General features: G+C 36.9%; 18 protein-coding genes. 6 read left to right on the top strand and 12 right to left on the bottom strand.

What is annotated here, in order from left to right:
• The first annotated feature begins 299 nt into the window (after nucleotides 1-299).
• Both FRZ67_RS01955 and FRZ67_RS01950 read left to right on the top strand, forming a co-directional pair.
• Entirely contained in the window at nucleotides 300-1,634 is a 1,335-nt protein-coding gene (locus FRZ67_RS01955) for an acyclic terpene utilization AtuA family protein (protein ID WP_147187927.1), read from the top strand.
• Complete coding sequence (locus tag FRZ67_RS01950; RefSeq protein ID WP_147187926.1) at nucleotides 1,631-1,930, top strand: AtuA-related protein; 300 nt, start codon at nucleotides 1,631-1,633, stop codon at nucleotides 1,928-1,930. Before FRZ67_RS01955 ends, FRZ67_RS01950 begins: the two co-directional genes overlap by 4 nt.
• A 173-nt stretch (nucleotides 1,931-2,103) precedes the next feature.
• Here the strand turns inward: FRZ67_RS01950 and FRZ67_RS23730 are convergent, their stop codons facing one another.
• The 4 genes from FRZ67_RS23730 to FRZ67_RS01935 form a co-directional block, all read right to left on the bottom strand.
• The gene (locus FRZ67_RS23730; RefSeq protein WP_262713659.1) at nucleotides 2,104-2,229 is read right to left on the bottom strand and encodes a hypothetical protein; all 126 of its coding nucleotides are present in this window, start codon (nucleotides 2,227-2,229) and stop codon (nucleotides 2,104-2,106) included.
• A 20-nt stretch (nucleotides 2,230-2,249) separates the two neighbouring features.
• Nucleotides 2,250-2,651, bottom strand: a complete 402-nt coding sequence (locus tag FRZ67_RS01945; RefSeq protein ID WP_147187925.1) for a GNAT family N-acetyltransferase — start codon at nucleotides 2,649-2,651, stop codon at nucleotides 2,250-2,252.
• 169 nt (nucleotides 2,652-2,820) lie between these two features.
• The gene (locus FRZ67_RS01940; protein WP_147187924.1) at nucleotides 2,821-3,747 is read right to left on the bottom strand and encodes a tetratricopeptide repeat protein; all 927 of its coding nucleotides are present in this window, start codon (nucleotides 3,745-3,747) and stop codon (nucleotides 2,821-2,823) included.
• Nucleotides 3,748-3,902: 155 nt separating this feature from the next.
• Nucleotides 3,903-4,841 carry a helix-turn-helix domain-containing protein gene (locus tag FRZ67_RS01935; RefSeq protein ID WP_147187923.1) on the bottom strand — a complete coding sequence of 313 codons (939 nt, stop codon included), beginning with the start codon at nucleotides 4,839-4,841 and terminating at the stop codon, nucleotides 3,903-3,905.
• Nucleotides 4,842-5,182: 341 nt separating this feature from the next.
• On the opposite strand from FRZ67_RS01935, the gene FRZ67_RS01930 reads away from it, so the two are divergent.
• Nucleotides 5,183-5,545: a LytR/AlgR family response regulator transcription factor gene (locus FRZ67_RS01930; protein WP_158638282.1), complete on the top strand. Its 363-nt coding sequence runs from the start codon at nucleotides 5,183-5,185 to the stop codon at nucleotides 5,543-5,545.
• A 244-nt stretch (nucleotides 5,546-5,789) separates the two neighbouring features.
• Here the strand turns inward: FRZ67_RS01930 and FRZ67_RS01925 are convergent, their stop codons facing one another.
• On the bottom strand, nucleotides 5,790-7,397 hold the full coding sequence (locus FRZ67_RS01925) for an OmpA family protein (protein WP_147187921.1): 1,608 nt from the start codon (nucleotides 7,395-7,397) through the stop codon (nucleotides 5,790-5,792).
• A 416-nt stretch (nucleotides 7,398-7,813) separates the two neighbouring features.
• On the opposite strand from FRZ67_RS01925, the gene FRZ67_RS01920 reads away from it, so the two are divergent.
• Nucleotides 7,814-9,172 (top strand): Gfo/Idh/MocA family protein, encoded by a 1,359-nt coding sequence (locus FRZ67_RS01920; RefSeq protein WP_147187920.1) that lies wholly within the window; start codon nucleotides 7,814-7,816, stop codon nucleotides 9,170-9,172.
• Between the two features lie 252 nt (nucleotides 9,173-9,424).
• On the opposite strand, the gene FRZ67_RS01915 is transcribed toward FRZ67_RS01920, so the two are convergent.
• Nucleotides 9,425-10,066 carry a Pr6Pr family membrane protein gene (locus FRZ67_RS01915; RefSeq protein WP_147187919.1) on the bottom strand — a complete coding sequence of 214 codons (642 nt, stop codon included), beginning with the start codon at nucleotides 10,064-10,066 and terminating at the stop codon, nucleotides 9,425-9,427.
• Between the two features lie 142 nt (nucleotides 10,067-10,208).
• Nucleotides 10,209-12,863: a glycoside hydrolase family 3 C-terminal domain-containing protein gene (locus tag FRZ67_RS01910; protein WP_147187918.1), complete on the bottom strand. Its 2,655-nt coding sequence runs from the start codon at nucleotides 12,861-12,863 to the stop codon at nucleotides 10,209-10,211.
• A 169-nt stretch (nucleotides 12,864-13,032) separates the two neighbouring features.
• Here FRZ67_RS01910 and FRZ67_RS01905 point away from each other — a divergent pair, with 169 nt between their 5' ends.
• Both FRZ67_RS01905 and FRZ67_RS01900 read left to right on the top strand, forming a co-directional pair.
• Nucleotides 13,033-14,184: an exo-alpha-sialidase gene (locus FRZ67_RS01905; RefSeq protein WP_147187917.1), complete on the top strand. Its 1,152-nt coding sequence runs from the start codon at nucleotides 13,033-13,035 to the stop codon at nucleotides 14,182-14,184.
• 270 nt (nucleotides 14,185-14,454) lie between these two features.
• Nucleotides 14,455-15,906, top strand: coding sequence for an alpha-L-fucosidase (locus FRZ67_RS01900; RefSeq protein WP_147187916.1), 1,452 nt, complete (start codon nucleotides 14,455-14,457; stop codon nucleotides 15,904-15,906).
• 198 nt (nucleotides 15,907-16,104) lie between these two features.
• Here the strand turns inward: FRZ67_RS01900 and FRZ67_RS01895 are convergent, their stop codons facing one another.
• The 5 genes from FRZ67_RS01895 to FRZ67_RS01875 form a co-directional block, all read right to left on the bottom strand.
• A complete protein-coding gene (locus tag FRZ67_RS01895; RefSeq protein WP_147187915.1) occupies nucleotides 16,105-18,510 on the bottom strand; it encodes a hypothetical protein in 2,406 nt (801 codons plus the stop codon).
• A 101-nt stretch (nucleotides 18,511-18,611) separates the two neighbouring features.
• Nucleotides 18,612-19,778, bottom strand: coding sequence for a DUF4249 domain-containing protein (locus FRZ67_RS01890; protein ID WP_147187914.1), 1,167 nt, complete (start codon nucleotides 19,776-19,778; stop codon nucleotides 18,612-18,614).
• A gap of 51 nt (nucleotides 19,779-19,829) precedes the next feature.
• Nucleotides 19,830-21,023 (bottom strand): DUF4249 domain-containing protein, encoded by a 1,194-nt coding sequence (locus FRZ67_RS01885; RefSeq protein ID WP_147187913.1) that lies wholly within the window; start codon nucleotides 21,021-21,023, stop codon nucleotides 19,830-19,832.
• A 177-nt stretch (nucleotides 21,024-21,200) separates the two neighbouring features.
• Nucleotides 21,201-23,975, bottom strand: coding sequence for a TonB-dependent receptor (locus FRZ67_RS01880; RefSeq protein WP_225975477.1), 2,775 nt, complete (start codon nucleotides 23,973-23,975; stop codon nucleotides 21,201-21,203).
• A gap of 11 nt (nucleotides 23,976-23,986) precedes the next feature.
• The gene (locus FRZ67_RS01875) at nucleotides 23,987-24,742 is read right to left on the bottom strand and encodes a hypothetical protein (RefSeq protein WP_147187911.1); all 756 of its coding nucleotides are present in this window, start codon (nucleotides 24,740-24,742) and stop codon (nucleotides 23,987-23,989) included.
• Between the last annotated feature and the right edge of the window lie 109 nt (nucleotides 24,743-24,851).

Below are 24,851 nucleotides of genomic sequence, written 5' to 3'. Positions count from 1 at the left end.
CTTCGTTGTGTCACTCACTTGTACGTTCTGTTCATTATTGAGCATGCAAATAAAAAAGGAAGTTGATTCAAGAGATGGCATCAGAGAAAAAGCGTTAAGAAATTTATTGAGTGTAGCGTTAAGCAGCGAAGATGTTGAGCTATGTTTATAGCAATTCAAAAGTCTTTGCTGAAAGAAAAGTATAGTCGCATAGTAAGCTTCTTCGCTGTAGCGAAACGAAATAAATTTTAGCTTTTTCTCTGTAGCCTTGGCTTTTTTTGTTACTTTTTTGTGTCAAGACAAAAAAGTAAATCGCCATTATGAAAAAACAAAACGTTCTAAGAATTGGCTGTGGTGCAGGCTTTTCCGGCGACAGAATTGAACCTGCTGTAATACTTGCAGAAAAAGGCGAGCTTGATTATTTAGTATTGGAATGCCTGGCAGAACGCACCATCGGTTTGGCTCAAAAAAGAAAAATGCTCGATGCAAGAAAAGGTTATGATCCTTTGCTGGAGAAGAGAATAATAACATTATTACCGCATCTTATAAAAAATAACACGAGGCTTATCACCAATATGGGGGCAGCCAATCCAATAGAAGCAGCCAAAAAAATTATTGAGATCGCTCAATCTCAAAATGTAAAAATAAAAGTAGCCGCAGTTACAGGTGATAATGTTTTAGAAACTGTTCTTAACAATGCCTCTTCTATTCATGATCTTGAAAACAATAAACCATTAAGTAATTACAATATTGTTTCTGCCAATGCATACATGGGTGCGGAGCCTGTTATAGAAGCATTGCAAACAGACGCACTCATAATAATTACCGGCAGGGTTGCGGATCCATCTTTGTTTCTTGCACCGATGATACATGAATTTGGCTGGAAGATCGATGATTATGATCTTATGGGGAAAGGTACTGTGGTCGGTCATTTGCTGGAATGCGCCGGACAAGTTACAGGTGGTTATTTTGCGGATGGTGTAAAGAAAAAAGTTGAAGGTCTTGATAAACTCGGTCATCCATTCGCGGATGTGTTTACAGATGGTTCTGCTATCATTAGTAAAGTGGAAGGCACCGGCGGTGTAGTGAATCTGCGCACAGCTAAAGAACAATTATTATATGAAGTAATGAACCCTCACGAATATTTAACACCTGATGTTATTGCTGATTTCACTACTGTAAAATTGAAAGAAGCAGGCAAAGACCAGATACATATTTCAGGTGGTAATGGTAAGTCAAAACCTTCAACCTATAAAGCAAGTATTGGTTACAAAGCTTTTTATTTGGGTGAAGGAGAAATTTCTTATGCAGGCGCTGCTGCTTATGAAAGAGCAAAGTTAGCTGCTGATATTATTCAGAAAAGATTACAGCATATTTTCAATGATATAAGAGTTGATTTTATCGGTGTTCAATCTATGCACAAAACAACGTTTGATCATTCAGGTACACCTTATGAAGTAAGACTTCGTATAGCTGCAAGAGCGGGGAGTGCAGAAGAAGCGGCATTGGTCGGTGACGAAGTGGAAGCCTTATATACCAATGGCCCTGCCGGTGGTGGTGGTGCAAGAAAATATGTAAATGAAGTTATTGGTATTGTATCAACACTAATAGAACGAAATACCATTTTGCCACAAGTAAACATATTTGAATCATGAAGTTGTTTGACATTGCACATAGCCGCGCAGGCGACAAAGGCAACACGTTAATGCTATCTTTAATTCCGTACAATGAAGCTGATTATGAAATACTTTGTTCTAGTGTAACTGCTGAAAAAGTAAGAATGCATTTGAAAGAAGTTGTGCGGGGAGAAATCATTCGGTATGAGTTGCCGAATATTTCCTCACTGTTATTTGTTTGCCACAATGCTTTATCAGGTGGCGTTACTACTTCGCTGGCAATGGATACACACGGCAAATCGCTTAGTTATGCATTGCTGGAAATGGATATATAACTAGTGATTAATACAGATTTTAGAGTATGAATAAAAGTAACGGCCGATATACGCACTTCCCGATGAAGTAGTAAATGCACATAATTTAAATGAAAAAATGCTGAGAAAAAATACTCTTGCCTGCTAACTGAAGCAACATCTTATAATATTCCGTAATTATATGCTTGCTGCGTTTATCCCTGCCATATTAAACGATATCGCTCTCTCGTTAACCGCCATAGGTTAACTTCCTGTTCAAAGTTTAGCCAGCCCGGAACTGTTCTGTATTGCATCAGGAATTCAAATCCTGTCTTTTGCATTGTTTTATTTGGCGCAGGGTTTAAAGCATAAGGTTCGCAATACAATATTTTAGCTGATAGTTCTCAAAATAGTAGGGTAGGGTCATTTTTACAAAAGCGGTTCCATTACCTTTTGCACGAATATCTTTTTTCCAGAGATGAAGATGCATATAGGCTTCTTTTGCAAATTGTATTTTGTTGATATTTGAATGCCCGACGGCTGCACCATTTATTTCCCAGATTATACAATAGGATTTCTTTTCGTGAACAGGGTGGCTGAGTTGTTCCATAAGCATTGCAGCCCATTCTTCCCTCGCAGGTATTTTAGCAATATCTACACCCATCGCTTCCATATATTTATTATCTGCGCTAAGCCAGTAATTGGTTATAGCTTCAATATCATCTTGTTTCATTTCTCTTACAGTCAGCAGATCATTACTCATTATGCATACTTATTGAAGTAAAAACAGGTAAATTGATCAGATGAATTTATTTGCTGAATGCGAATATGATTTTAAAATGAGAGTTGTTGATATAACATAAAAGCGCTGAAGTGTGCGACGCAACGGAAGCCTAATTATATAAGCCAAAGCCTGGTGCATAAAAATGTTTTTAGTTTCTTCTTTTGTACGTTAAGTCATAATTAGTTGTCCAGGTTTTGCCATTATCAGCCGAGCTTTCACTAAACTGTCTTACCTGGTTGGGCCCCTGGTTATAAAAAATAAAACGTCCCATAGTTTTATTTCCCTGTGCATTTTTTCTTTCAAAATCAAAATGCATCGCACTGTCTCTGTATTCACCATTTATAAATTCCTGCACGCCATTTGCGTAAGAACCTGCCCAGCTTTGTTTCCATTTATTTGTGTTGGGGTCAATAAAATTTATACTCTTACCTGTGCTTGACGGACTATCCCAGTTTTCCAGGATTGCACAACCACCAGAAATTACCTGCACCAAACTATGTCCTGCATAATTCGTAGTGCCCGTTACATATACATCCCATTCACCCACCCAAAAATCAAATTCACGTGCATGTGTATCAGACATGCAGGGGAAAGCAATAGCATAAATTTTTTGACGAAGAGAAACAAATCCGGGCTCATTTCTTATGTTGTTGAAATCTGTTAAAGAATCCATTTCTGATAAATTAAGGTAGCCCGCTTTAAAAGCACTGTCTATATCTGTCAATGCTTTTTGCTTTTCGTTTTTTAAAGCATGTATCCGCGCCATTCTTGAAAAAACAGATGCTTTAACAGGTAGTATGGGTTTAAATGTAAGCGCCTTTGCATAACAGTACAATGCCTTATCATAGTTGCCAATATTATAATCTGAAAACCCAAGCCTGTTCCATGCAATACTGTTTTGCGATGTATCGCCTAATAGTCTTTCATATATGTTTCGTGCATCATTCCAGTTTTGTGCATAATACAATGAATCTGCAACCAACATTGATTGTGAAGACTGAGACATGATGTTCCCTGAAAGGAAAACAGTAAAAAAAAGTAAAAGACTTTTAAAGTGTACAGGTCTTATTTTCATACAAAGAATTTTTTGTAACCGGTTACAGAATATGCATGAAGCTTTTCTTGCGTCGCACACTTTTGCTGTATTGCTAATTGCAGCAACGGGCAGCGCAATAAGTTTTATGCAATACTAATAAGTGCAACAGGAATATGCATGGTGAAAATTGACTTTTATATATGTTGTCCCCTGAATTTTTCAGGACTAATACCATGCTGTTTTTTAAAAAGTTTGGTAAAAGACGAGACATCTTCATAGCCTACGGATGTACATATATCTGCAATTGGTAAACGCGTATGCTGCATCATATTTCCTGCAACCTGCATTCTCTTAGTCATAAGATATTTATACGGCGTGGTATGAAAATACTTTTTGAATTGTCTTAAGAAATAAGCGGTATTCATCAACGTTATTTGAGATAATTCGTGCAATGTTATTTCCGATGCGTAACATGAATCAATGAAATCTTTCGCATAATGAAGCCGTTTGTATAATTCTTTTTGGGTAGATGGTTTACTAGCTTTTACATTGTTTATTTCTTTGTGAACTTCTGTATTAAATAATAATAATTTTTCCAATAAAACAAAGTACAGCTCAGTAATTGCTGCCCTGTTTGCATAGAAGTTTTTTGCCAGTTGTTTTATTTTAAATAGAACGGGGCTTACAGTGTTGTCATGCTTATACAGGCGTTCTACAAATTCAGTGTTTATTTTGCTTTCGGCTAAGGGATAGTCTAAAATCTGTTCATCAGAATTTACAAAACCTGCACACACTTCCTGCATGAATGCCTTGGTAAAATTGAGTGTAAATGATTCCACCGGCTTTTTTGAAAATATGTAACTGGAATAATATTGCCCTTCATTCAGTAACAGAAAATTTTGCTCATGCACTGCATAAACCCTGTTTTGAGACCGGTATATTTCTTCTCCCCCAAATGCACATTTTATAGAAAAACAGCCCCAATGTTCCGGATAAGCAATATCAGATGCTTTTGCATTAATGATGCTGTTAGAAGTTTTGAAAAAATTATTATACGTATCAATATCAAACCCTTTTACGTTAAAATCGGGGAAATTATTTATAAGCGAAACAAACTGATACGCATTATCCATAATCTGTAAGTATGTTATTGAAAAGATACCAACTGTATTTATAAAATAAAATCAATAAATGTATTATCGGTAATCTATTTATATAACAGGTGTACTTTGCGGAAATTTATTCATCTATACACTAAGGAACACCTTACTACTTAATTTTTTTGACTTATTACCAATTTCAAAAAGTCAATTTTCACCATATATCTTTCCTGTAAAGCGAATAGATTGCTGTTTTAAATTAAAAATATTATTACATTTTATTGAATGAATAATTGCTATTCGGGAAAAATATAAACCTGTAAAAGATGTACCAATACTTAATAGAAAATCCAGTCAAATTCAAAAACAACTTTGTGGCAAGCAGGAACCATGCAACCTGCAGGATCCTCATAAAAAGAGGATCCGAGCATATAGTACTTAAAGTGGAAGATATAGTGCTCTTTTATACTGAAAATAAAGTGGTGTATTTATTAGATAGATCACTGTGCAAATATATGTGCGAAAGAAATTTAAGTGAACTGGAAGGAACACTAAGCCCTGAGATGTTTTTCCGTGCAAACAGGAAATATATCCTCAATATTAATTTCGTAAAATCTTATAAGGCCTTTGAAAAAGTAAAGCTTGTAATTGAATTCCTACTGCCCGGGATAGAGCACCAGGTTATTATAAGCCAGGAAACTGCACCTTATTTTAAAAAGTGGATATCGGATTTTTAGTTGCGTAGAGATCAACTTTTATTACGTATTTCTTTGAGAAAACATCAGAGCTTATAATGTTATTGAATATTTATGTGACGCGTATCATTCAGCAATCATAGTACTGCTGCGTTGTACTCCCGCAGCCGTGTAATTCCTGCTGCATAAAGAACAGAATGTACAAGAGTGCGATGCAACAAAGAAGCTATGAAAAAAAGTTGCCCGGCTCCAAATTTTTGCAAGATTTTTTATTCGAAGCCAATATCTAGTCTTTCACAATCTTAAATTCAACTCTTCTGTTCAATTGCCTTCCCTCATCTGTTTCATTAGTAGCCACAGGTCTTGTTTCTCCATAACCTTGTGAAGTGATCCTTGATGCGGCTATGCCTTTTGAAATAATATAATCGGTAACAGATTTAGCCCTGTTGGTACTTAAAGTTATATTGTAATCATCAGACCCTTTGCTATCAGTGTGGGCACTTAATTCAATTTCAATAGCAGGGTTTTCTGTAAGCAGTTTTACAACCCTGTCAAGCTCTGTATAAGATTCAGGCCGCAGGTTGTATTTATCGAAATCAAAGAATACATTATTCAGGCGCACAACCTGACCTATCTCAATTGGTGCAAGGTATATGTCTTTATTAATTTCTTTATATCCTGTTTGTGATAAAGAATCTAAATTTAAATTTTCAGAGATCGCAAAAAAATGATCTGCTGTCGCCCTGATGCTGTAACTCTTATCAGATGGCAGCACAATTTTATAACTGCCGTCCTCATCACTTGTTATCACTTTAGTATTTGTACCTGTACTATCCAATGTTTCGTATACCAATGAAGCCATGATAGGTTGTTTGGTTTTTGCATTGTAAAAACGTCCGGTTACTAATGCTACCGGTTTGGGTCTTTCTTTCTCCATTAATTTTACACGCACAATATCACTTTCGCCATAGGCTCCTAAAGTAGTAGTTAGGTATGCGTATTCTCCACCTGCATCCAATGTAAAAAATGCATCCCAGTCTTCTGTATTGATAGGGCTGCCGAGATTTACCGGTTCGCTCCATTTTGTCCAGCTTTTATCAAGCCTTTTGGTCATCCATATATCATTGTCGCCAAGTCCGCCGGGCCTGTCGCTGCTGAAATAAAGAGTTACGCCATCTGCAGCGAGGTAAGGTGCCAGTTCATTATAATTGGGAAGATTTATTTGTTTGCCCAGGCTTTTTGGTTCTGTCCATGTGCCATCTGCATTTAAGAAGCAAACAAAAATATCATTCAAAGCGCTTCCCGGTTGCGTTGACATATACAGCAATAAAGTTTGCCCGTCATGTGCCATGGTAGCACCTGCCTGGCGTCCACGATCATATTTTTCATAGTTCCTGATCATGAGCATATTGGGTGGACTCCAATATCCGTCTTTTTGCAGGTGCGTCATACTTACACCACGACCAAGATAAGCGCCATCTCTAAAGGCATTGCGCAACAGCAGACGGTTATTGTCGGGAGATACCCAATACACAGCATTATACGCCGTTGTATTTAATGGATAGCCTAGGTGCACAGCCTTGCTCCAAATACCAAAACTATCTCTTTCAGAAAACCAGATATCCTGTGAGTTGGGAACTTCATTATAGCTATTGTTGGCAGGATTATTTTCACGAATGAAAAATAACAGGTTGCCATCGGCAGAAACAGTTGGTCTTAATTCAGGATATTCTGAATTGATCTTCATACCAATATTTTCAATTTTCAGCACTGTGGAGGAGGTTATCACATTGTCTTTCTGTTGTATCAAGCCTTCCGAAGTATCAGTGGAGAGTTGCGCTTTAAGAGATTGAATGCATAGAAGAAGTATCGAAATGACGTAAAGCTTTTTCAAAATATTGGATTTTTGTGTAATTATAACGCAAGATAGGGGCTGAATTATATACGATTGTAGCCTTTTATATTAATATGTTTTAAGGTATCGTCCCGGCAGTAAATTTGATGGCTTCTTCGTTGCGTCGCACTCTTGTACTGAAGAATATAAGTCAAAAGTGAAAAGGCAAAAGTCAAAATATGTATGACTAGCTTTTTTACTTTTTAATTTTGACTTTTTACTTGTTCAATAAAGTTCCGAACGTACAAGTGAGTGACACAACAAAAGCTCAATAAAGATCCTGCTGCCCGCTAAAAAAATGTATTGTTTCTTTAGCATTGAAAGAAGATATTAAAACCATGCAACCGTTTGACTGTTTTATGTACCGCTTCTTTTTATACTTTCACCTAAACTTGCCAAACTGTAAAATATAAATTATGAATCGCAGGAACTTTGTAAGAAATGCAGGATTAACCACGGCTTCTTTAGCCTTCTTTGCCAACAATAAATTATTTGCCGCAGACAAAGCGGATGAAAAAGTAAAAATAGCTGTTATAGGTGTGGGTGCACGTGGCAGCGGCCATGTGGAACTTTTATTGGGTAGAGAAGATGTAGATTTAGTAGCCATATGCGATGTAGAGAACCGTGCATTAACCAGCACCAAAGACATTATTACGAAAAGTGGTAAAAAAATGCCACAGGTTTTTACAGGTGATAATTATGCATGGAAAACAATGCTGGAGAAAGTTCCTGTGGATGGTGTTGTAATTGCAACACCATGGGAATGGCATAAACCCATGATCATTGGCGCATTGGAAGCAGGTGTAAAATATGTAGGTTCAGAAGTTGTAATAGGCATAACGTTACAGGATCACTGGGATGTTGTAAAAGCTGCAGAGCAGCACAATGCGCATGTGATGATGATGGAAAATGTTTGTTACCGCAGAGATGTGATGGCAGTATTAAACATGGTGCGCCAGGGCTTGTTTGGAGAGCTTATACATTTACAGGGCGGTTACCAGCATGACCTGCGTGAAGTAAAATTCAATGATGGTGTTCACATATATGGGCACGGCGTTGAGTTTGGTGAAAAAGCATTTTCAGAAGCGCATTGGAGAACAGAACATTCCGTTCATCGCAACGGTGATCTTTACCCAACACATGGTATAGGGCCAATTGCGAATTATATTAATATAAATCGTGGCAACAGGTTTCTTACATTATGCTCTTTTGCTACAAAATCAAGAGGGTTGCATAACCATATTGTAAAGAATGGCGGAGAAAATCATCCGAATGCAAAAGTGAATTTTAAATTGGGTGATGTGGTTACAACCAATATCAGTTGTGCTAATGGCGAAACAATTTTGCTACAACATGATACTAATTCACCAAGACCTTATTCATTAGGCTTTCGTGTGCAGGGCACAGAAGGTTTGTGGATGGATGTAAATAACAGTATTTATATTCAGGATAAATCTGCAAAGAATGATCAATGGGATAATGCACAAACCTGGCTTGACAAATATGATCATCCTTTATGGGCAAGATGGAGCAAAGAAACGGCAGGCGCAGGTCATGGTGGCATGGACTTTTTTGTGATACATGCATTGGTAGAATCTATCAAACGCAAAGTGCCTACACCAATGGATGTTTATGATGCTGCAGCATGGAGTGCCATTACGCCTTTGAGTGAACAATCTATTGAACTGGGCAATCAAACTGTTGAGTTTCCTGATTTCACCGGTGGACAGTGGATGTATCGTAAACCTGTGTTTTCACTTACCAATGAATTTTAGGAACAGTTACTAACAAGAGTATTTGCACATGGAAAAAGGATGCCCCCGAAAATCGGGGGCTTATTTTTTTACAGCAGACGTTCTGAGGGATTAATTTAAAATATCTCAAAAGCCATTCAAAGAAAATCAAATTCATTCCTCTTTATAAATTTTGTGAAAGTCTTTTGTTGCCGGCTTTTACATTACATGGCATCTTCGTTGTGTCACTCACTTCAGTGTTTGGTTCATTATTGACCAGTTGTAATGGAATAATTATATTTTTTTGCGGTAAACCCTGTCGTATAGAACTATCAATAAGGAGACGGCTATATAACCTATAAAAAGAACGGTAATAATAGTAAAGACCCTGCTGGCGTCATGTTTGCTGAAATCAAGAAAAGGGTATGGGTAATCATTGGTAATCAGACCTCTTGTTATGGCATATACCAAATACATAAAAGGATAAAGCAGCCATTTATAAATATTGTTATAGGCAAGTGTACCTTTCTTTACAAAAAGAAGATAAAATAAAAGGTATATAGCTGGAACAGCATAATGCAAAGATTTATCAACCCAGTATTGCAAGCCTTGCGGGTTCCATATTTTAGCCAGTAAGAAGTGATAACCAAGAGAAACAATACTAATATAAACCAATATTGCAGATTGTGTATCAGGCTTTGCAAAAAACTTTCCGGTTTTTGATGATGGAGATGATAATGGCAATATATAAGCAAGTGCAACAAGTATGTTTGTAAGAATAGTCATAAAGCTGAAAAATCTTACAACCCTTGTAATAATTTCAGTGCCTTCAGCGCCTTTCATCATTATAACAAACTGTGCGGCCAATGTAGTTAACCCAAAAAGAAATGCTATGATACGGAATGTCTTTTCTTTCATACTTTGGTTGGTATGCATGCAGAAAGTTTGATTGTTTTACACCTTATCAAATATACAATCAAAACGATCTTACCATTTGTTTGTTGAATTTTCTTGTTGCGGTACAAGAGTGCGACGCAAGAAAAGCCTCATAATAGTAATGCAGCTTAGTACATAAAAATTATTCTTTTACTGTTAATGTTTGTTTCAATCTCAGATCTCTTGATGAAGCACCGATCATTATTCTGAAATCCCCCGGTTCAACAACAGTGTGCAGATCTTTATCAAGCATACTCAACATTGCCGGAGTAATAGTAAAAGAAATTTCTTTTGATTCACCTGCATTAAGATGGATGCGTTGAAAACCTTTTAACTCCATAACAGGTCTGGATACAGATGCCAGCAGATCATGAATGTATAACTGCACCACTTCATCACCATCTTTGCTGCCGGTATTTTTGATAGTGCATGTAACAATTGCAGAATCTTTTTGATTGATATTATTTTTGCGCAACTGCATATTGCTATACTCAAAAGTTGTATAGCTAAGACCAAAACCAAAAGGGAAAAGTGGTAAGCCCGTTAAGTTATAATAATCATCACCACGACCTGTTGGCTTGTGATTATATACCAACGGTAATTGCGATTCATCTATTGGAAACGTAATGGGCAAACGGCCTGCGGGGTTATAATCACCAAACAAAATGTCTGCAACTGCATGCCCGCCTTCTTCACCGGGATACCAAACATCAACAACGCTGTTTACTTTATCAAGCCAGTTGTTCATAGTAATTGCGCTGCCGCCAATAAGCAACACAACAACAGGTTTGCCTGTAGCAGCAACTGCTTTAATGAGTTCTTCCTGGTGTCCAGGCAATGATAACATGGCTCTGTCCTGGAACTCACCTTCATGTATGCCAACCGTAACAATTGCGACATCTGCTTTTTGTGCAGTGGTAACAGCCTCCTGGATTTTTTGTTTCCAGTTATTGTTTACATCCACATTCCAGATCAACTTAAGATGTGCATTGCCATTGGGTTCAAAGAATTCAATACGAATATCATATTGCTTTGCTTTTTCAAAATAATAGTCTGTTAGCAGCGTACTATATGTCTGTTTTTTCCAGTTATCAATTATAAGTTTATTGTTGATGTACAAACGAAAACCGTCGTTACCATCCAAACCAATTTTAAAATTTCCCGTTTTAGGTGAAGTGATCTTACCAGCCCATCTTGCTGAATAAAAATCAAGATCAAGTTTTGGATCGGGCGAAAATAATGTCCAGCCAAAATTGATCTGCTTGTCTGTTCTTGTAACAGTTGGTGTTCCTGCTAATGTGATGTTACTGAAATATTCTGCATGCAATCCTTCTTCTTTATTATAATGCAAATTTTCAGCAGGCACAACAACCCAGTCATCACTTCTTATACCTGCTCCGGGTGCATACAATACTTTCGTATTGGCAGCTTTCTCTTTAATTCCATTAAGCATATTGATTTTGCCGTTACCTGTGCCACTATAGCCTCCAAGTCTGGCTGCTGTTGCTTCTTCCCCAATAACAGCAATGGTTTTGATGTTTTTATTTAAAGGCAAAGTATTTTTTTCGTTCTTCAATAAAACGATTGATTCAAGTGCGGATTGCTTTGCAATTACCTTGTGCGTTTTATCCTTCATCAATTCTCTTACCGCTTCTTCCGAAACATAAGGCTGTTCAAATAAACCTAATTCAAATTTTGCTTTTAAAACTCTCGATACGGCATCATCAATTCTTTGCTGATCAACTTCACCATTTAAAAATGGCGGAATAAAAAGTTGATGATGTTTATATTCCGTTTGAAAGATTACATCAAGCCCACCATTAACTGCATTCTTTCCTGCTTCTGCATAATCTTTAGCAGTATAATGCAGCACTACATCTCCGCCGACTGCATTAGCGTCAGAAATAACAAAGCCACCAAAACCCCATTCCTTTTTTAGTTTATCAGTCAGCAACCATTTATTAGAAGATGCAGATGTTCCATCTACTGTATTGTATGCACTCATCACAGAACGGGAACCACCTCTTTCTATACATGCTTTAAACGGCGCTAAATAAATTTCATCAAGCAGTCTTTCATTCCAGTGAATGGGATAACTGTCCCTGCCGCCATCGCCAACATTGGCAACAAAATGTTTGGGTGTTGTAACAATGCCCATCTTTTCAAAAGCACTTACAAATGCCACGCCCATTTCGCTTGTAAGAAATGGGTCTTCACCGTAGGTTTCTTCTGTTCTTCCCCAGCGTACATCACTTGCAATGTTTACAACAGGTGTTAAAATATCTCTTATGCCTCTTGCTTTTGTTTCCTCTGCAATTGCTCTAGCAACGGTGCGCATTAAAATTGTATCCCAGGTTGCAGATAATGCAATGGCTTGTGGGAAAGCAGTTGCGCCGTCTCTAACCAATCCATGCAATGCTTCATCAAATGCTATGATAGGAATACCTAATCGTGTATGCTCTACAAAATATTTTTGTATGCTGTTTATTTTCCTGGCAAGCACTAAACCATTTTCATTCGTGTTGTAATTCAGCATTTGCCCACCCGCATCTCCTTTGGATGCGGCGCTTACCTGGAAACCAAATATCCCGTTTTTGTATTGTGTTGAATCAGCGTTGTCAAGATCGCCGGGAATCATAAAGAGTTGCCAGAATTTTTCTTCAGGTGTCATGCGGGATAACAGGTCTTTTACCCTTTCATCAACAGGCAGTTTTGGATTTTTGTAAAGCGGTTGTTGAGCTGTTGATGAGATACAAACTATCAATAACAAAATACTAACTGGCAGAGTTTTCTTCATAAAATTTATTGACTGCTTATAAAGGTAAATATGCAATATTACTCGGTCACAATCTTATTTTTAATAAGAGAAAGTCATTTGCAAAGATTGTAGCAACAATGGTATAAATCGGAATATCCACGCAGTATAATACAAAGTACATTGCATCTTCTGAAATTAGCATCAAATTATGTACAGCATACACAAAGCTTTTATTATCATTTTTTGCACTAATGTATGCATCAGTCATAACGTCTTCGCTCAATCAGCAGTCAGCAATAATTATGTTTCCGGAAAAGGGCTACCTAAGTTAAAGATAGAACGCAGTATGATCTATGTTCCGGATACTGCGTGGCTTTACAATCATCATGCATCAATCACACATTTCAAAGATAAATTAATTGCTATATGGAGTGATGGCTTAAAAGACGAGGACAAGCCTGGTCAACGTGTTGTGTTTTCCACTTCAAAAGATTTTCAACACTGGTCTGAAATTAAGATACTGGCAACTCCATCCGTCTATAACAATGATACATTGAATGTGTTGACTGCAGCGGGTTTTCACCAATTCAATGATACACTGGTTACCTACTTCGGGGAATATTCTCCTTACAGAACCAATACACATTTATGGGCTAAGTTTACAACTGATGGTGAACAATGGAGTAATGCAATAGATATGCATTTGCCTGTAAATCCAAACCATGGCCCTCAACAAACAGCAAGCGGCAGACTGATCATCAGTGGTAATTTTACTTTTCCTTATACAGATGATTACAGAGGGTTAAGTGGCTGGAGGATGAATAGTTTTTATCCGGCTTCATTATACAAAGAAGATAATCCCGAAACATTTTATAAACCTGCAGAGCTAAGTGGATTTCCTCCTTTGTGCGAAGGCTCTTTCTTTCAAACTGACGATAAAGTCATTCACATGCTGATGCGTGTAACAGGCGAAGGATGGAAAGGGAAACTCTGGCTCACAGAAAGTAATGATGATGGAACAACATGGTCAAAACCCGCTGAAACTACATTCACTGATAACGATAGCAAATTTCATTTCGGCAGATTGCCTGATGGCAGATTTTATTATGTGGGTATTCCTGATACATTGCATCACTACGCACGAAACCCTTTGGTGTTGTCGCTTTCAGAAGATGGAAAGCAATTTAACCAGCATTACATTATTGCCAATGAAGAATATACTTTAAAGAAAGAAGGGTTATGGAAAGGTGGTCAATATGGTTACCCGCATACAATTATTTATGATGGGTATATGTATGTGATTATTTCAAGACAAAAAGAGGCAATAGAAATTATTAGGTTTACATTAGATCAATTATGATTTTTTGATCCGGGCTTTTGTATCTTATAGCATCGCCTGTTGCGTCGCACACCTGTACTGGTGAAATTAAATGAGCAATTAACAACATGAAAAAAATATTATTTACATTTTTCTTTTGTCACCCGCATTGCTTGCAGAAAAATTCTCTGTGAGGTTGGTTTGTATCAACTTGCTGAATAGAATTTGTTACAGTACAAGTGTGCGACGCAAGAAAAGTTTTATAGTAGCTATAAAGTTTGGTTCATAAATTCTTTCAATTTATAATACATCATGGCAAAGAAAAATTTACTGACTTCTTTTTTGTTGAGTGCAGCAATTGCATCGAATGCGCAGCAACATAATTTCAACAACAGTTATGTAAAACCAACGGATACACTGGTGCAGCAAAAGATAGAGCAGTGGCAGGATCTTAAGTTTGGTTTGTTTATGCATTGGGGCACTTACAGTCAATGGGGTGTGGTGGAGAGTTGGAGTATTTGCCCGGAAGATGAAGGCTGGACGCAGCGACGCGGACCATACGCAGCAAGTTATAACGGTTATGTAAAAGCCTATGAAAATTTACAAACTACATTTAATCCTGTAAACTTTAATCCTGATAAATGGGCTGCGGCTGCAAAAGATGCGGGTATGAAATATGTTGTGTTCACTACAAAACATCATGATGGTTTTTGCATGTTCGATACAAAGCAAACCGATTATAAAATCACATCTTCGAAAACACCTTTTTCTTCGAATACAAAAAGTAATGTGACCAAAGAAATATTTAATGCATTTCGTAAAGATGGGTTTTTAACCGGTGCTTATTTTTCAAAACCAGATTGGCATAGTCCTGACTATTGGTGGCCGTATTTTCCGCCAAAAGACAGGAACGTAAATTATGATCCGGCAAAATATCCTGAACGCTGGAATGCCTTTAAAGACTATACTTACAACCAGATAAAAGAATTGATGACGGACTATGGAAAGGTTGATGTATTGTGGCTTGATGGTGGTTGGGTGAGGCCTTTGTCAAGCGTTGATACAACTGTTGAATGGCAGCGCGGAATAAAATTTAACCAGGATATAGATATGGCACGCATTGCAAAAATGGCACGCACATATCAGCCAGGTTTGATGGTTGTTGACAGAACGGTGAGTGGTGAATTTGAAAACTATGTAACGCCTGAACAAACCATTCCAAATAAGCCGCTGGATTATCCCTGGGAGAGTTGCATAACAATGGGAAATTCGTGGAGCTATGTGCCGAATGATGAATATAAATCTGCTAATACAATTGTTCATTTATTGCTACGCATTGTTTCACGGGGTGGAAATCTTTTATTGAATATCGGGCCTTCGCCGCTGGGAGATTTTAGCGATACTGCTTATGATCGTTTAAGAGATATTGGTACGTGGATGAAAGTGCATGGAGAAGCTGTGTATGGCACAAAACCTTTGGCGCCGTATGAAGATGGCAACGTATTATATCTACAATCAAAAGATAGCAAAACTGTTTTTGTGTATGTGTTGAGTAATGATAAAAATGATGATGTTGTTTTGCCTGCAGCAATTAGTTTAAAAAATATTTCTTTAACTAAGAAAAGTAAAATTCTCTGTCTGGATGCGCCGAAAGAAAAAATAAAATTCACTTCAACCGGAGATGCAAGTGTAATAAGCGTTCCGGCGGCATTGCAAAATCAAGTTGCCGGAAAATATGCAGTAGCATTTAAGATTACGCTGTAGGTTTTGGTGACAAACTTTTGTAGTGCTATTAAACTTTCGTTGTGTCACTCACTTGTACATTCTGAATACTGTTCAGCTAAGACATGAACGTTGAAGAGTGCGACGCAACAGTTGACTCCATGAAAAACGAAAGCCAGTAACATAAAAATATTAACCAGCCGCCTGTAAAGCCAGTTCAATAAAATGAAGCGGGATTTTTTATTTTGTTACATCGAACGTGATGATCTTGCTGCCGCACAAACCGTTTGCAGACAGGCCTTGCACAACAACAGCATATTTGCCGGGAAGGTCTGAAGTATAAAATTCAATTATACTTTTTTTATTACGGCTGAGTTTTATATCAGGCTTCCATTGAAGCACGTTCCTGAAATCTGGTAAATGACTTGATACAGCTTCAGTTGTATTATATGTAGGCGAATAAAATTCTCTTTCAATTTGTAAACCTTCATAGTCGAGCACAGTTACATTGGGAGCGAATTCATAATTGGCAAGAGTTGGGCTGTATGTTTTCCAATTCAATATGCCTTCAAAAACAGAACTGCCCAATACATATCTGCGTGTTACAACTTCAAGGCTTCTAATTTTCAACGGATCGAAGTTTAGCAACTTGTTGAAGTTAAAAACGGGAACGCCATCCAATAACACAAGCGGGTCTGTTTGAAAGTAGGTATTTTCTGCTGTATTTATTACCGGCAGATAAACTCTTCCACCTCTTCTGGTTACATTAACAAACGCAACATATTCTCTTAAAACTTCTTCCATTGAAGTAAAACGTGTATAATCATCTAATGAATATTTAAAATCCGGAGTTACATAAAATGCGGTAGTGTCAACATCTGGCGGAAAATAAAATTGTTTTAGTTTTTCTGTTGTATAAATGTTTTGTACCTGCATACCAATGTTGTGATCAAGTATAGTATTTGGATAGTTCACAGGCTTATTAAATACAGGAATTTTTGTTGTTGCATACTGCTTACAGAACGGGTCATCTATTTCAACTTTACTTATACTGTCAGTAAAGGTGTTGGGCTCTGCAATCAAGGATGTGCCGCCATAAAAATCAGGCATCTCATATTTTACGTGACCAAAAGAATCACTGATCGAAGTTCTGAATTGTGTAAGCGAACCTGGCACAGAAAGAAAAGTTTCAGTAACCTTTAAGGGCTCGCCTGTTTTTGGATTGAAAATTCTTCCTGTTAATATATGCCCGTTGAGTTCGGGCGCAAATTCAAAAGAAGGTTTTTCATTTAATAAAATATCATTCCATTTAAACCTGCGCCAGCCTTGTGTAAGCATCAGATTATCGATTGCCGGCATAACTTCTTTTTCAGATGCTGTAAAATAATAGAATGGGTCCTCAATATATCCTTTCAGATCAGAAGTTAGCAGGAGATAGGTCTCTATTGTATTATTATCAATTGACTGAAGGGAATCCAGCATATACACAGCCATAGAAAGGATTGCTGTATCAGCATTTGCGGAAGCAATGTCGATGGATACTTTCTTTCTCGTTTCGTAAGATGGTCTGTCAGTATTTAATGAAAGTGATAAGCTTTGGTCAGGCTTTTTGAAATATAATCTTTCGCTTACAGGTTTTCGCTGATCATTGAATACAGTAAGTTGTGAAATTCCATCGCCTAATACAGATCTGTTAAAACTAAAAGTTGCTTTGCCATTTTGTAAGGAAGCAGTAGCCGTAAATTTTAATGATCCTCTTGTATGCGCAAGCAGGTAAACTTCTTTGATGGCTGCGATATTACATTGCACCATTACATTTATTTTTCCACTACCATCGCCTGTAACCTGCATGGTATAACCGTTTGCATAAATAATTGGCAGCTCTTTGGTAAATATTTTTCCATTAACAGGTATAATAACGGCTTTGTAATTATGGTCGGCTGCAGGTGTAAAAATAAAATTACCCATGCCTGCATGGTAAGGTGAAAAGCGCAGTAATGTATCGTTGTTGTCGAGCAAATATCCTGCAAAATCAAAACCATTGCCATCTCTTGTAGTAGCTTTAAAAGCAACCTTGCTTTGTAACCCATTTATAAGATCACCACCTTCTGCAAAAAAATTTATATCGTATTTTTCGGATGAGTCTTTCACTGCTGCTGTAGACATTTTTTGCAGATTGACTATCGTAATATTCTTTTCAAAAAAATAAGCAGCATCAAAATTTTTCATCCAATTGGTGTACGCTCTTAATTTGTAATTACCTGATGCTATACCCGGCGACAAATAAAAGGAACCATTGCCTTCGCCATTTTTCAAACCAATCTTGGCTTGTTGCACCGGTTTATTCAATGTGTCTAATATCTCTACATATGCAACTGAACTTATATCAAGTGGTTTGTGAAAAGAAGCATCCGTATTATAGAGTTTAAACCATATTATCTCACCTGTTAAATAGAAATTTTTATCCGTGTGTACATAAATCTTTTCCTGTATGGTGCCTGCTTTATAATCATTAAACGCAGCAGTGATAATGTTTAAATTTTTTTGTGCAGATAGCCGCAGTGCAATAAAAAAGGTGAGCATAATCAATAAAACATTACGCTTTACTGATTCGCGGAAATATTGATATCTTATTTTATAAAACATTACTATCTTATTTTATTTTTTATTAGCCAGGCTATATCGCTTTATTCAGCATCGTTGCGTCGCACTCTTGTACTTTATTTTTTTCTATGAGCATAATAATTTTATGGCCAGAAAGAAGGCCGCTTATTAGAGCCGCGCAAAGTACAATCAACACATTCGGGTTCCGCTACATAAAAATTAATTATAACCCCAAATGGCCCTAATTTATTTGGAATTGTTGGGAAAAGACCTGTAGCATGTGCTCTGATACTATCAATATTATTATCAACAACAACCAACTTAGAGCAGCCTTGCGAATATCCCCAACTATCAAGCTGGTTACTATTAATAAATAACCTTTTTGTTTGTTCCTGGCTTACATCAATATAACCAACTACAATTTCTGCAGGGTCAGTTGTACACTGAATGTTCCCTTTGAGCTCTGAAGGTTGAGCATCAAATATAGAGCCCAGCGACTCTGTATTTTTTTTGAGCTGCTCATAAAAACTATAAGCCCCTTTGCTTAATGCATACTGCTTTAATTCAACGCTGTATAAAACACTTAATTTAATTGACTGCGGTTCGATATGTGTAAGCGGTAGATAAATTTTATCTGAACTAAGTTTTTCGGTTGTACCCAGGATAATATTTTTTGCTGTATAAGATTGCCAGCAGTTTAATATGGTGGTATCTTCTCTGTTACTATTGTCAGGATACCTGTATTCAACACCTGTTGGCAAACCAGTTATATCATCAAATAAATAGCGTATTGTAGAATAATAAGCGGAACGTATTTGCCAGGTTTCTGCGTAAGTCCACCGGTAATATTTTGTATTGTTCGCGTCATCATGAGTATTGATATAGGTTGTAACGCCATCCTCTCCACGTAGCCAGCTTATACTGTCAATAACAGGTGTTCCTTTTACTGATGCATATTCAGACAGGTACTCTTTTCCATCTGTAGTACGTATTCTTACCCTATATTTTTCTGCAGCATTAAGTGTGATGGCTGCAGAAGTGTAAGTGCCATTGACTCCTTCCGGCATTGGATAAACTTCATTGCCCTCACCTTCTATTTGCACTTGTGCGTTATGTTCGTAAAGAATAAAAACTGAATCTGAAAGTTTTGTTGTCCTTGTTAGAGTAATAGTAGAAGTGCCACCATTACTATTGATAAAACCATCTACCACAAGATAACCTGTAGCTGGTGAACTCAATGGTGGGTTATATACTTCTTTGCAGGAAACAGCGAAAATAAAAAGTGATATAAAAACAAATATTTTTTTCATGGTCTTTTATTCAGGAAATATTTTTTGTCATTGTTATACAGATCTGTTTATTCACGGCCAGAATGATGGTTTTATATTTGTTCCACGCAAAGTACAATCTACACATGACGGTGGCGCTGCATCAAATTTTACGATTGCAAGCCCTCTGAACAAAACACCATGCAACGGTATATAACTGTCCTGGTATGGCCTTATACTATCAGGGTCATTATATATTATGATCCGGTTACAATCGGGCGGAGTTCCCCATGGTGTAACCTGCTGGTTGCTTATGAAAATATCTTTCTGCTGCAGTTCCGATACTTCAATAAAACCTATTGCCTGTTCCTCCGGATTACTTACGCAATGAATATTTCCACTAAGTTCTGAGGGTTGTGCATCGAATATCGAACCTAATTGTTCTGTATTCTTTTTTAGCTTTTGATAGAAATTATACGCATCATGGCTCAGTGTATATTGATTTAACTTGATATAATATCGCACACTTAATTCTTCTGCATTTGGTTCAATATATCTAATTGGTAAATAAATCCTGTCTGTATTTAATTTCTCCGACGTACCAAGAATTATATGTGATGAATTTTGGGTTTTCCAGCAATAATATAAACTGTTTGTACTTTCAATAGACCTGCCAATAAGCGATGTCACATTGTGCGTAAAAGGATCACGTAGATAATCCAGATAGCTGATATAAGCCGCATGAAATTCCCAGGTTTCAGAATATGACCATCTGTAGTATTTTGTGTTATTCTGGTCACCGTGGGTGTTTACATAAATATTTACGCCTCCATATTCTCTTTGCCAGCTTATGCTGTCAATGACTGGTGTATGCTTTACCGAAACAAAATCAGAAACATATTCTTTACCATTTTGTGTATTTATTTTTATCCGGTATTTTGAAAGTGGGTTAAGATTTAAAGAATCAGAAGTATAGATGCCGTTAAAGCCTTCTTCTAAAGAAAAACTTTCGTTATTATCACTTTCAATATTTACCTGTGCGTTGTGTTCGTATGCTATACTTACACTATCAACAAGCTCTGTTGTGCCTGTAAGCGTTATGGTTGTTGGCCCCCCGCCACTATTAATAAAGCCTTCCACGACAAGATAACCAGTAGTTGGAGATACAATATTTGGCTGATAAACTTCTTTACAACTTACGGTTATTACAATTGCAACAAAAAAGATGAGCGGTTTTTTAAAACCAACCATCTTTAGTTTTTTATATGTTGCTATTGTTGTTTTCATTGCTGCATAATGTTATGCTGTATAAGTGTGCGACGCAAGGAACGATGCTATGTGCACAAAAGCCCGCTCCATCATTTTTTATTTATTTACCCATCTGTATTGTTGCTATTTAGCTTTCGTTGCGTCGCACTCTTCACCGTTCATATCTTTAATCAATATTTTGAATTTCTTTATTATTTAAAACCTGATATTGAAATTTATAAATGGAATGGCGCTGCCAAATATGGAAAGCTTGTAACCATTTACCAGTCCATTCTCCGAAATATAATATACTGAATAAGGATTTTTTCTGCCGGTAATATTATACACGCCAATCGTCCATGAATTGTGTGTTTTTTGATGCACCTTATGATTGCCATCTATGTTCATAGAAATATCTGTGCGGAAATAATCGGGTATCCTGTTAGCATTCCTGTCTGCATACAAAGTTCTTTCCCCGTTTGCGTAATAGAATCTTCCGATAGGTAACGTAATTGGTCTGCCGGTGCTATACGTGGCATTCAACGAAACACTAAAGCGATGTGTGAACCTGTAATTGCCAATGAATGTAACATCATGAGGTTTATCATAATTAGCGGGATAATATTTGCCACCGTTTATAAATTCGCCCGTTTCAAAATTATCTGCCTGCAATAAAACACGGCTGTAGGTATAACTTACCCATCCATTCATTTTGCCGGTAAGTTTTTTGATAAGCAACTCAGCGCCGTAAGCTTTACCATGTGTTGCAAGCACGTCTGTTTCTATATGACTATTTAATACAAGCACAGCGCCACTTTTATAATCGAGATAATCTTTGATGCGCTTATAATAAACTTCTGCAGAAATTTCTACAGTATTGTTTTTTAGATTTTTGTAAACACCAACAGAGAGCTGATCTCCATATTGCGGTTTAACATTTGGATCGCTGAGTTTCCAGATATCTGTTGGCGCCATAGCAGCTGTATTGGAAAGCATATGTATATATTGCCGCTGACTATTATACCCTGCTTTTACAGACAAGGTTTGCGACAGAAGATACCTTGCAGATAACCTTACTTTCGGTCCATGATAAGTTTTGATAAATTTTCCTTTATCATAAATAGTGGTGCCTATAATATTTTCTTCTGTTTTGGCAACGCCATCGGGGTAATTATTGACCGTATATGGGCCAAGGAAATTGTACATTGAATAACGCAGCCCCGCTTCAACTGATAAGTTTTTATTGATGTTGTATTTATCACTTACATATAAAGCAGATTCCAATGCTTGTTCAGACTGCATGTTAATGGGAACGACCAATGATTCTTTACCTGCCGGCCCATACGTGCCGGGATGGAGTTTGTAAAAGATACTGTTGAGGCCAAATTCAACAGTATGTTTTGAGTTGATAAAATAATTTATGTGTGTTTTGAAATATGCCTGGTTAACATCAAAGCCAAGTGAGTACGCATTTACAGGGTTATGTTCACTGGAGATCTGATAATTATAGTTGTCATAACCGGTGGTTACCAAAGAATAGACCTTGTTATTAAAAATATGTTTCCATTTTAAGGATACGTTTTTATTTCCATAGTTATATACCGTATCGCTATTGAGGTTAAACCTGTCTTTGCTTAAATAGGCAGTGAGGTAAAGAAAATTCTTTTTGTCTATTTCGTGCGTAATGTTGAGGTTAAGATCATAGAACCCTGCCTTGCTGTCTTTATATTGATCTGGCAATAATTTCAAGAGCCAGTCTGCATAAGTAGTTCTTGCACCAAAAATAAAAGATGATTTATCTTTTACAAGTGGCCCTTCAATATTAATCCGACTGGTAAGTAAACCAATACCTGCAGAACCACTGATGTTTTTTTTGTTGCCTTCCCTGCTCGTGATGTTTAGAACAGAAGATAGACGACCACCATATTTAGCCGGAATACTGCTTTTAAATAATTCCACATCCTTTACTACTTCCGGGTTGAATGCAGAAAACATTCCAAAGAAATGGGCAGGATTATAAATGGTTGCGTCATTAAATAAAATCAGGTTCTGATCTGCTGAACCGCCGCGTACATTTAAACCGGTGCTTGCTTCACCAACAGATTTTACACCGGGCATGGTTAAAGCAACTCTTAAAACATCAGCTTCTCCAAAAACAACGGGCACCTGTTTAATTGTTTTGATATCAAGTTTTTGAGCACCCATTTGCAGACTTTTTATATTACTTGCTTTTTCAGTTGAAACAATTACTCTCTTCAGCGTCATTACCTGGCCCTGCATATCAATATTTATTTTACCATCTCCCTGAACAAGCAATTGACGTTTCGTGTCAGTCATGCCAATACTTTGTATATATAAAGTTTGCTTACCTTTTGGCAGCAAAATGGTGAAATACCCATACTGGTCTGTATATACACCAATACTTGGATTTTGAATGTACACAGAAGCACCAATAACTGGTTCACTTGTTTTAGCATCACGTACATAACCCGTAATAGTTACTCTCTGAGAAACATTATCAGCAGATTTCTGACCTATTACATAGACTTTGTTTTCCTGTTTGGCTATCTGTATTTTTTCAACTGTTTCACCTATATCTACAGTAGTTTCAAAAGATGTATCTTTTTTAGTATTTATGGCAGTTTCAAAAAACGAAGCGGGCAATTCTGTTTGCACAGAAAGACCTTCTGTTATAAAAACATTCTTTTGATGATCAATCGTAAAAAGCAGCCCTATATCTTTAAAAGCAAGCTCCAGCAAAGCTGGTAGTTGCATGTCTTTTACAGAAAGCGTAATCTTTGATGAATCTAATTGGGCTGTGTCATAATAAAAACGATAACCTGTTTTGTTCTCAAGTGTATTCAGAAAACTTTCAATGGTTACATTGCTGAATTCCTCCGTTACCAAAGGATATTTCTTTTCCTGTGCTGCTGCGCCATGATAAGAGCCAATGAGCAAAGTAATGAGTATAATGAATAGAAAATATTTCACAGGTAGAATGTTTAAGGATTTTTGATTGTTGAGAGGCTATCATAAAAAGCAGCAATTTTCGGCAACGCATTATCTTTATCGTTACGAATGTCCAGTTTATTTTTTTTAATGAATTCCTGTACTTCTTTTTTCCTGTCTTTTAAAATTGTCAGCAAAGATTTTTTATTGCTTACCGTATAAAACGTATTTGTTTTTTTTATGTAAAACGTATTTGATTCAACAATAAAATTTCTGAGCTTAGCTTGTGAAAGATCTTCTCCCACAGTTTTTGTTTGCTTCTTGTATACAGTAGTTTGTCCATCATGCAGTACTTCATAAAAACCAGTCTTTATTGTTTTATCGCCGCTGTCTTTTATAAGTCTTGTAAACTTGTGATTCAGTATTTCAAAGTTGCTTACTTTATCTGCATTCAGACATATAAGATAGTTTGAAGAAGGAATAAGGGTTATAAGCTGCCCTTTTAAAATATCATACAGCAAAGGCACATTTTCGTATAGTACTCCGGTATAAACAACATTTCCTTTGGAGGGTTCGGGTGTTTCAAAAAAAGGAATGCCTTCCTGAATCGTTTGTGCATACACTACATACTGACTACCATTATACAGACCACTTTCATCTTTTACATACGTATGATAAAATGCTATAGCCTGTTGTTTTGCTTTTAGATAAGAAAGGCTGTCAGTTGTGTTGTATTGTGCATGAGCCGGGGAAATGCAAAACAAAAGACTATTTGCAAGAAGAGCTCTAATAAGTGGCTGCAACCGCATAGGCAGTATAATTATTTGGTTATTAAGGCCAAAAATCTAATGTAAACTTTTTTATCAACACGGCTGGTAAAAATAGATAATGGGTAAAAAAGATGCGACATACAAGCTT

The organism is Panacibacter ginsenosidivorans (genome assembly GCF_007971225.1).
Lineage (GTDB): Bacteria > Bacteroidota > Bacteroidia > Chitinophagales > Chitinophagaceae > Panacibacter > Panacibacter ginsenosidivorans.
The sequence above is the reverse complement of the archived record's forward strand: the minus strand, read 5'-3'. Positions and strand labels throughout refer to the sequence as shown.

What these genes read in the sequence shown, in the direction of transcription:
- FRZ67_RS01910 (WP_147187918.1), bottom strand. Translation starts at nt 12,863, where the DNA reads ATGAAGAAAACTCTGCCAGTTAGTATTTTGTTATTGATAGTTTGTATC.
- FRZ67_RS01905 (WP_147187917.1), top strand. Translation starts at nt 13,033, where the DNA reads ATGTACAGCATACACAAAGCTTTTATTATCATTTTTTGCACTAATGTA.
- FRZ67_RS01945 (WP_147187925.1), bottom strand. Translation starts at nt 2,651, where the DNA reads ATGAGTAATGATCTGCTGACTGTAAGAGAAATGAAACAAGATGATATT.
- FRZ67_RS01890 (WP_147187914.1), bottom strand. Translation starts at nt 19,778, where the DNA reads ATGAAAAAAATATTTGTTTTTATATCACTTTTTATTTTCGCTGTTTCC.
- FRZ67_RS01920 (WP_147187920.1), top strand. Translation starts at nt 7,814, where the DNA reads ATGAATCGCAGGAACTTTGTAAGAAATGCAGGATTAACCACGGCTTCT.
- FRZ67_RS01875 (WP_147187911.1), bottom strand. Translation starts at nt 24,742, where the DNA reads ATGCGGTTGCAGCCACTTATTAGAGCTCTTCTTGCAAATAGTCTTTTG.
- FRZ67_RS01940 (WP_147187924.1), bottom strand. Translation starts at nt 3,747, where the DNA reads ATGAAAATAAGACCTGTACACTTTAAAAGTCTTTTACTTTTTTTTACT.
- FRZ67_RS01950 (WP_147187926.1), top strand. Translation starts at nt 1,631, where the DNA reads ATGAAGTTGTTTGACATTGCACATAGCCGCGCAGGCGACAAAGGCAAC.
- FRZ67_RS01955 (WP_147187927.1), top strand. Translation starts at nt 300, where the DNA reads ATGAAAAAACAAAACGTTCTAAGAATTGGCTGTGGTGCAGGCTTTTCC.
- FRZ67_RS01900 (WP_147187916.1), top strand. Translation starts at nt 14,455, where the DNA reads ATGGCAAAGAAAAATTTACTGACTTCTTTTTTGTTGAGTGCAGCAATT.
- FRZ67_RS01915 (WP_147187919.1), bottom strand. Translation starts at nt 10,066, where the DNA reads ATGCATACCAACCAAAGTATGAAAGAAAAGACATTCCGTATCATAGCA.
- FRZ67_RS01935 (WP_147187923.1), bottom strand. Translation starts at nt 4,841, where the DNA reads ATGGATAATGCGTATCAGTTTGTTTCGCTTATAAATAATTTCCCCGAT.
- FRZ67_RS01895 (WP_147187915.1), bottom strand. Translation starts at nt 18,510, where the DNA reads ATGTTTTATAAAATAAGATATCAATATTTCCGCGAATCAGTAAAGCGT.
- FRZ67_RS01885 (WP_147187913.1), bottom strand. Translation starts at nt 21,023, where the DNA reads ATGAAAACAACAATAGCAACATATAAAAAACTAAAGATGGTTGGTTTT.
- FRZ67_RS23730 (WP_262713659.1), bottom strand. Translation starts at nt 2,229, where the DNA reads ATGCAAAAGACAGGATTTGAATTCCTGATGCAATACAGAACAGTTCCG.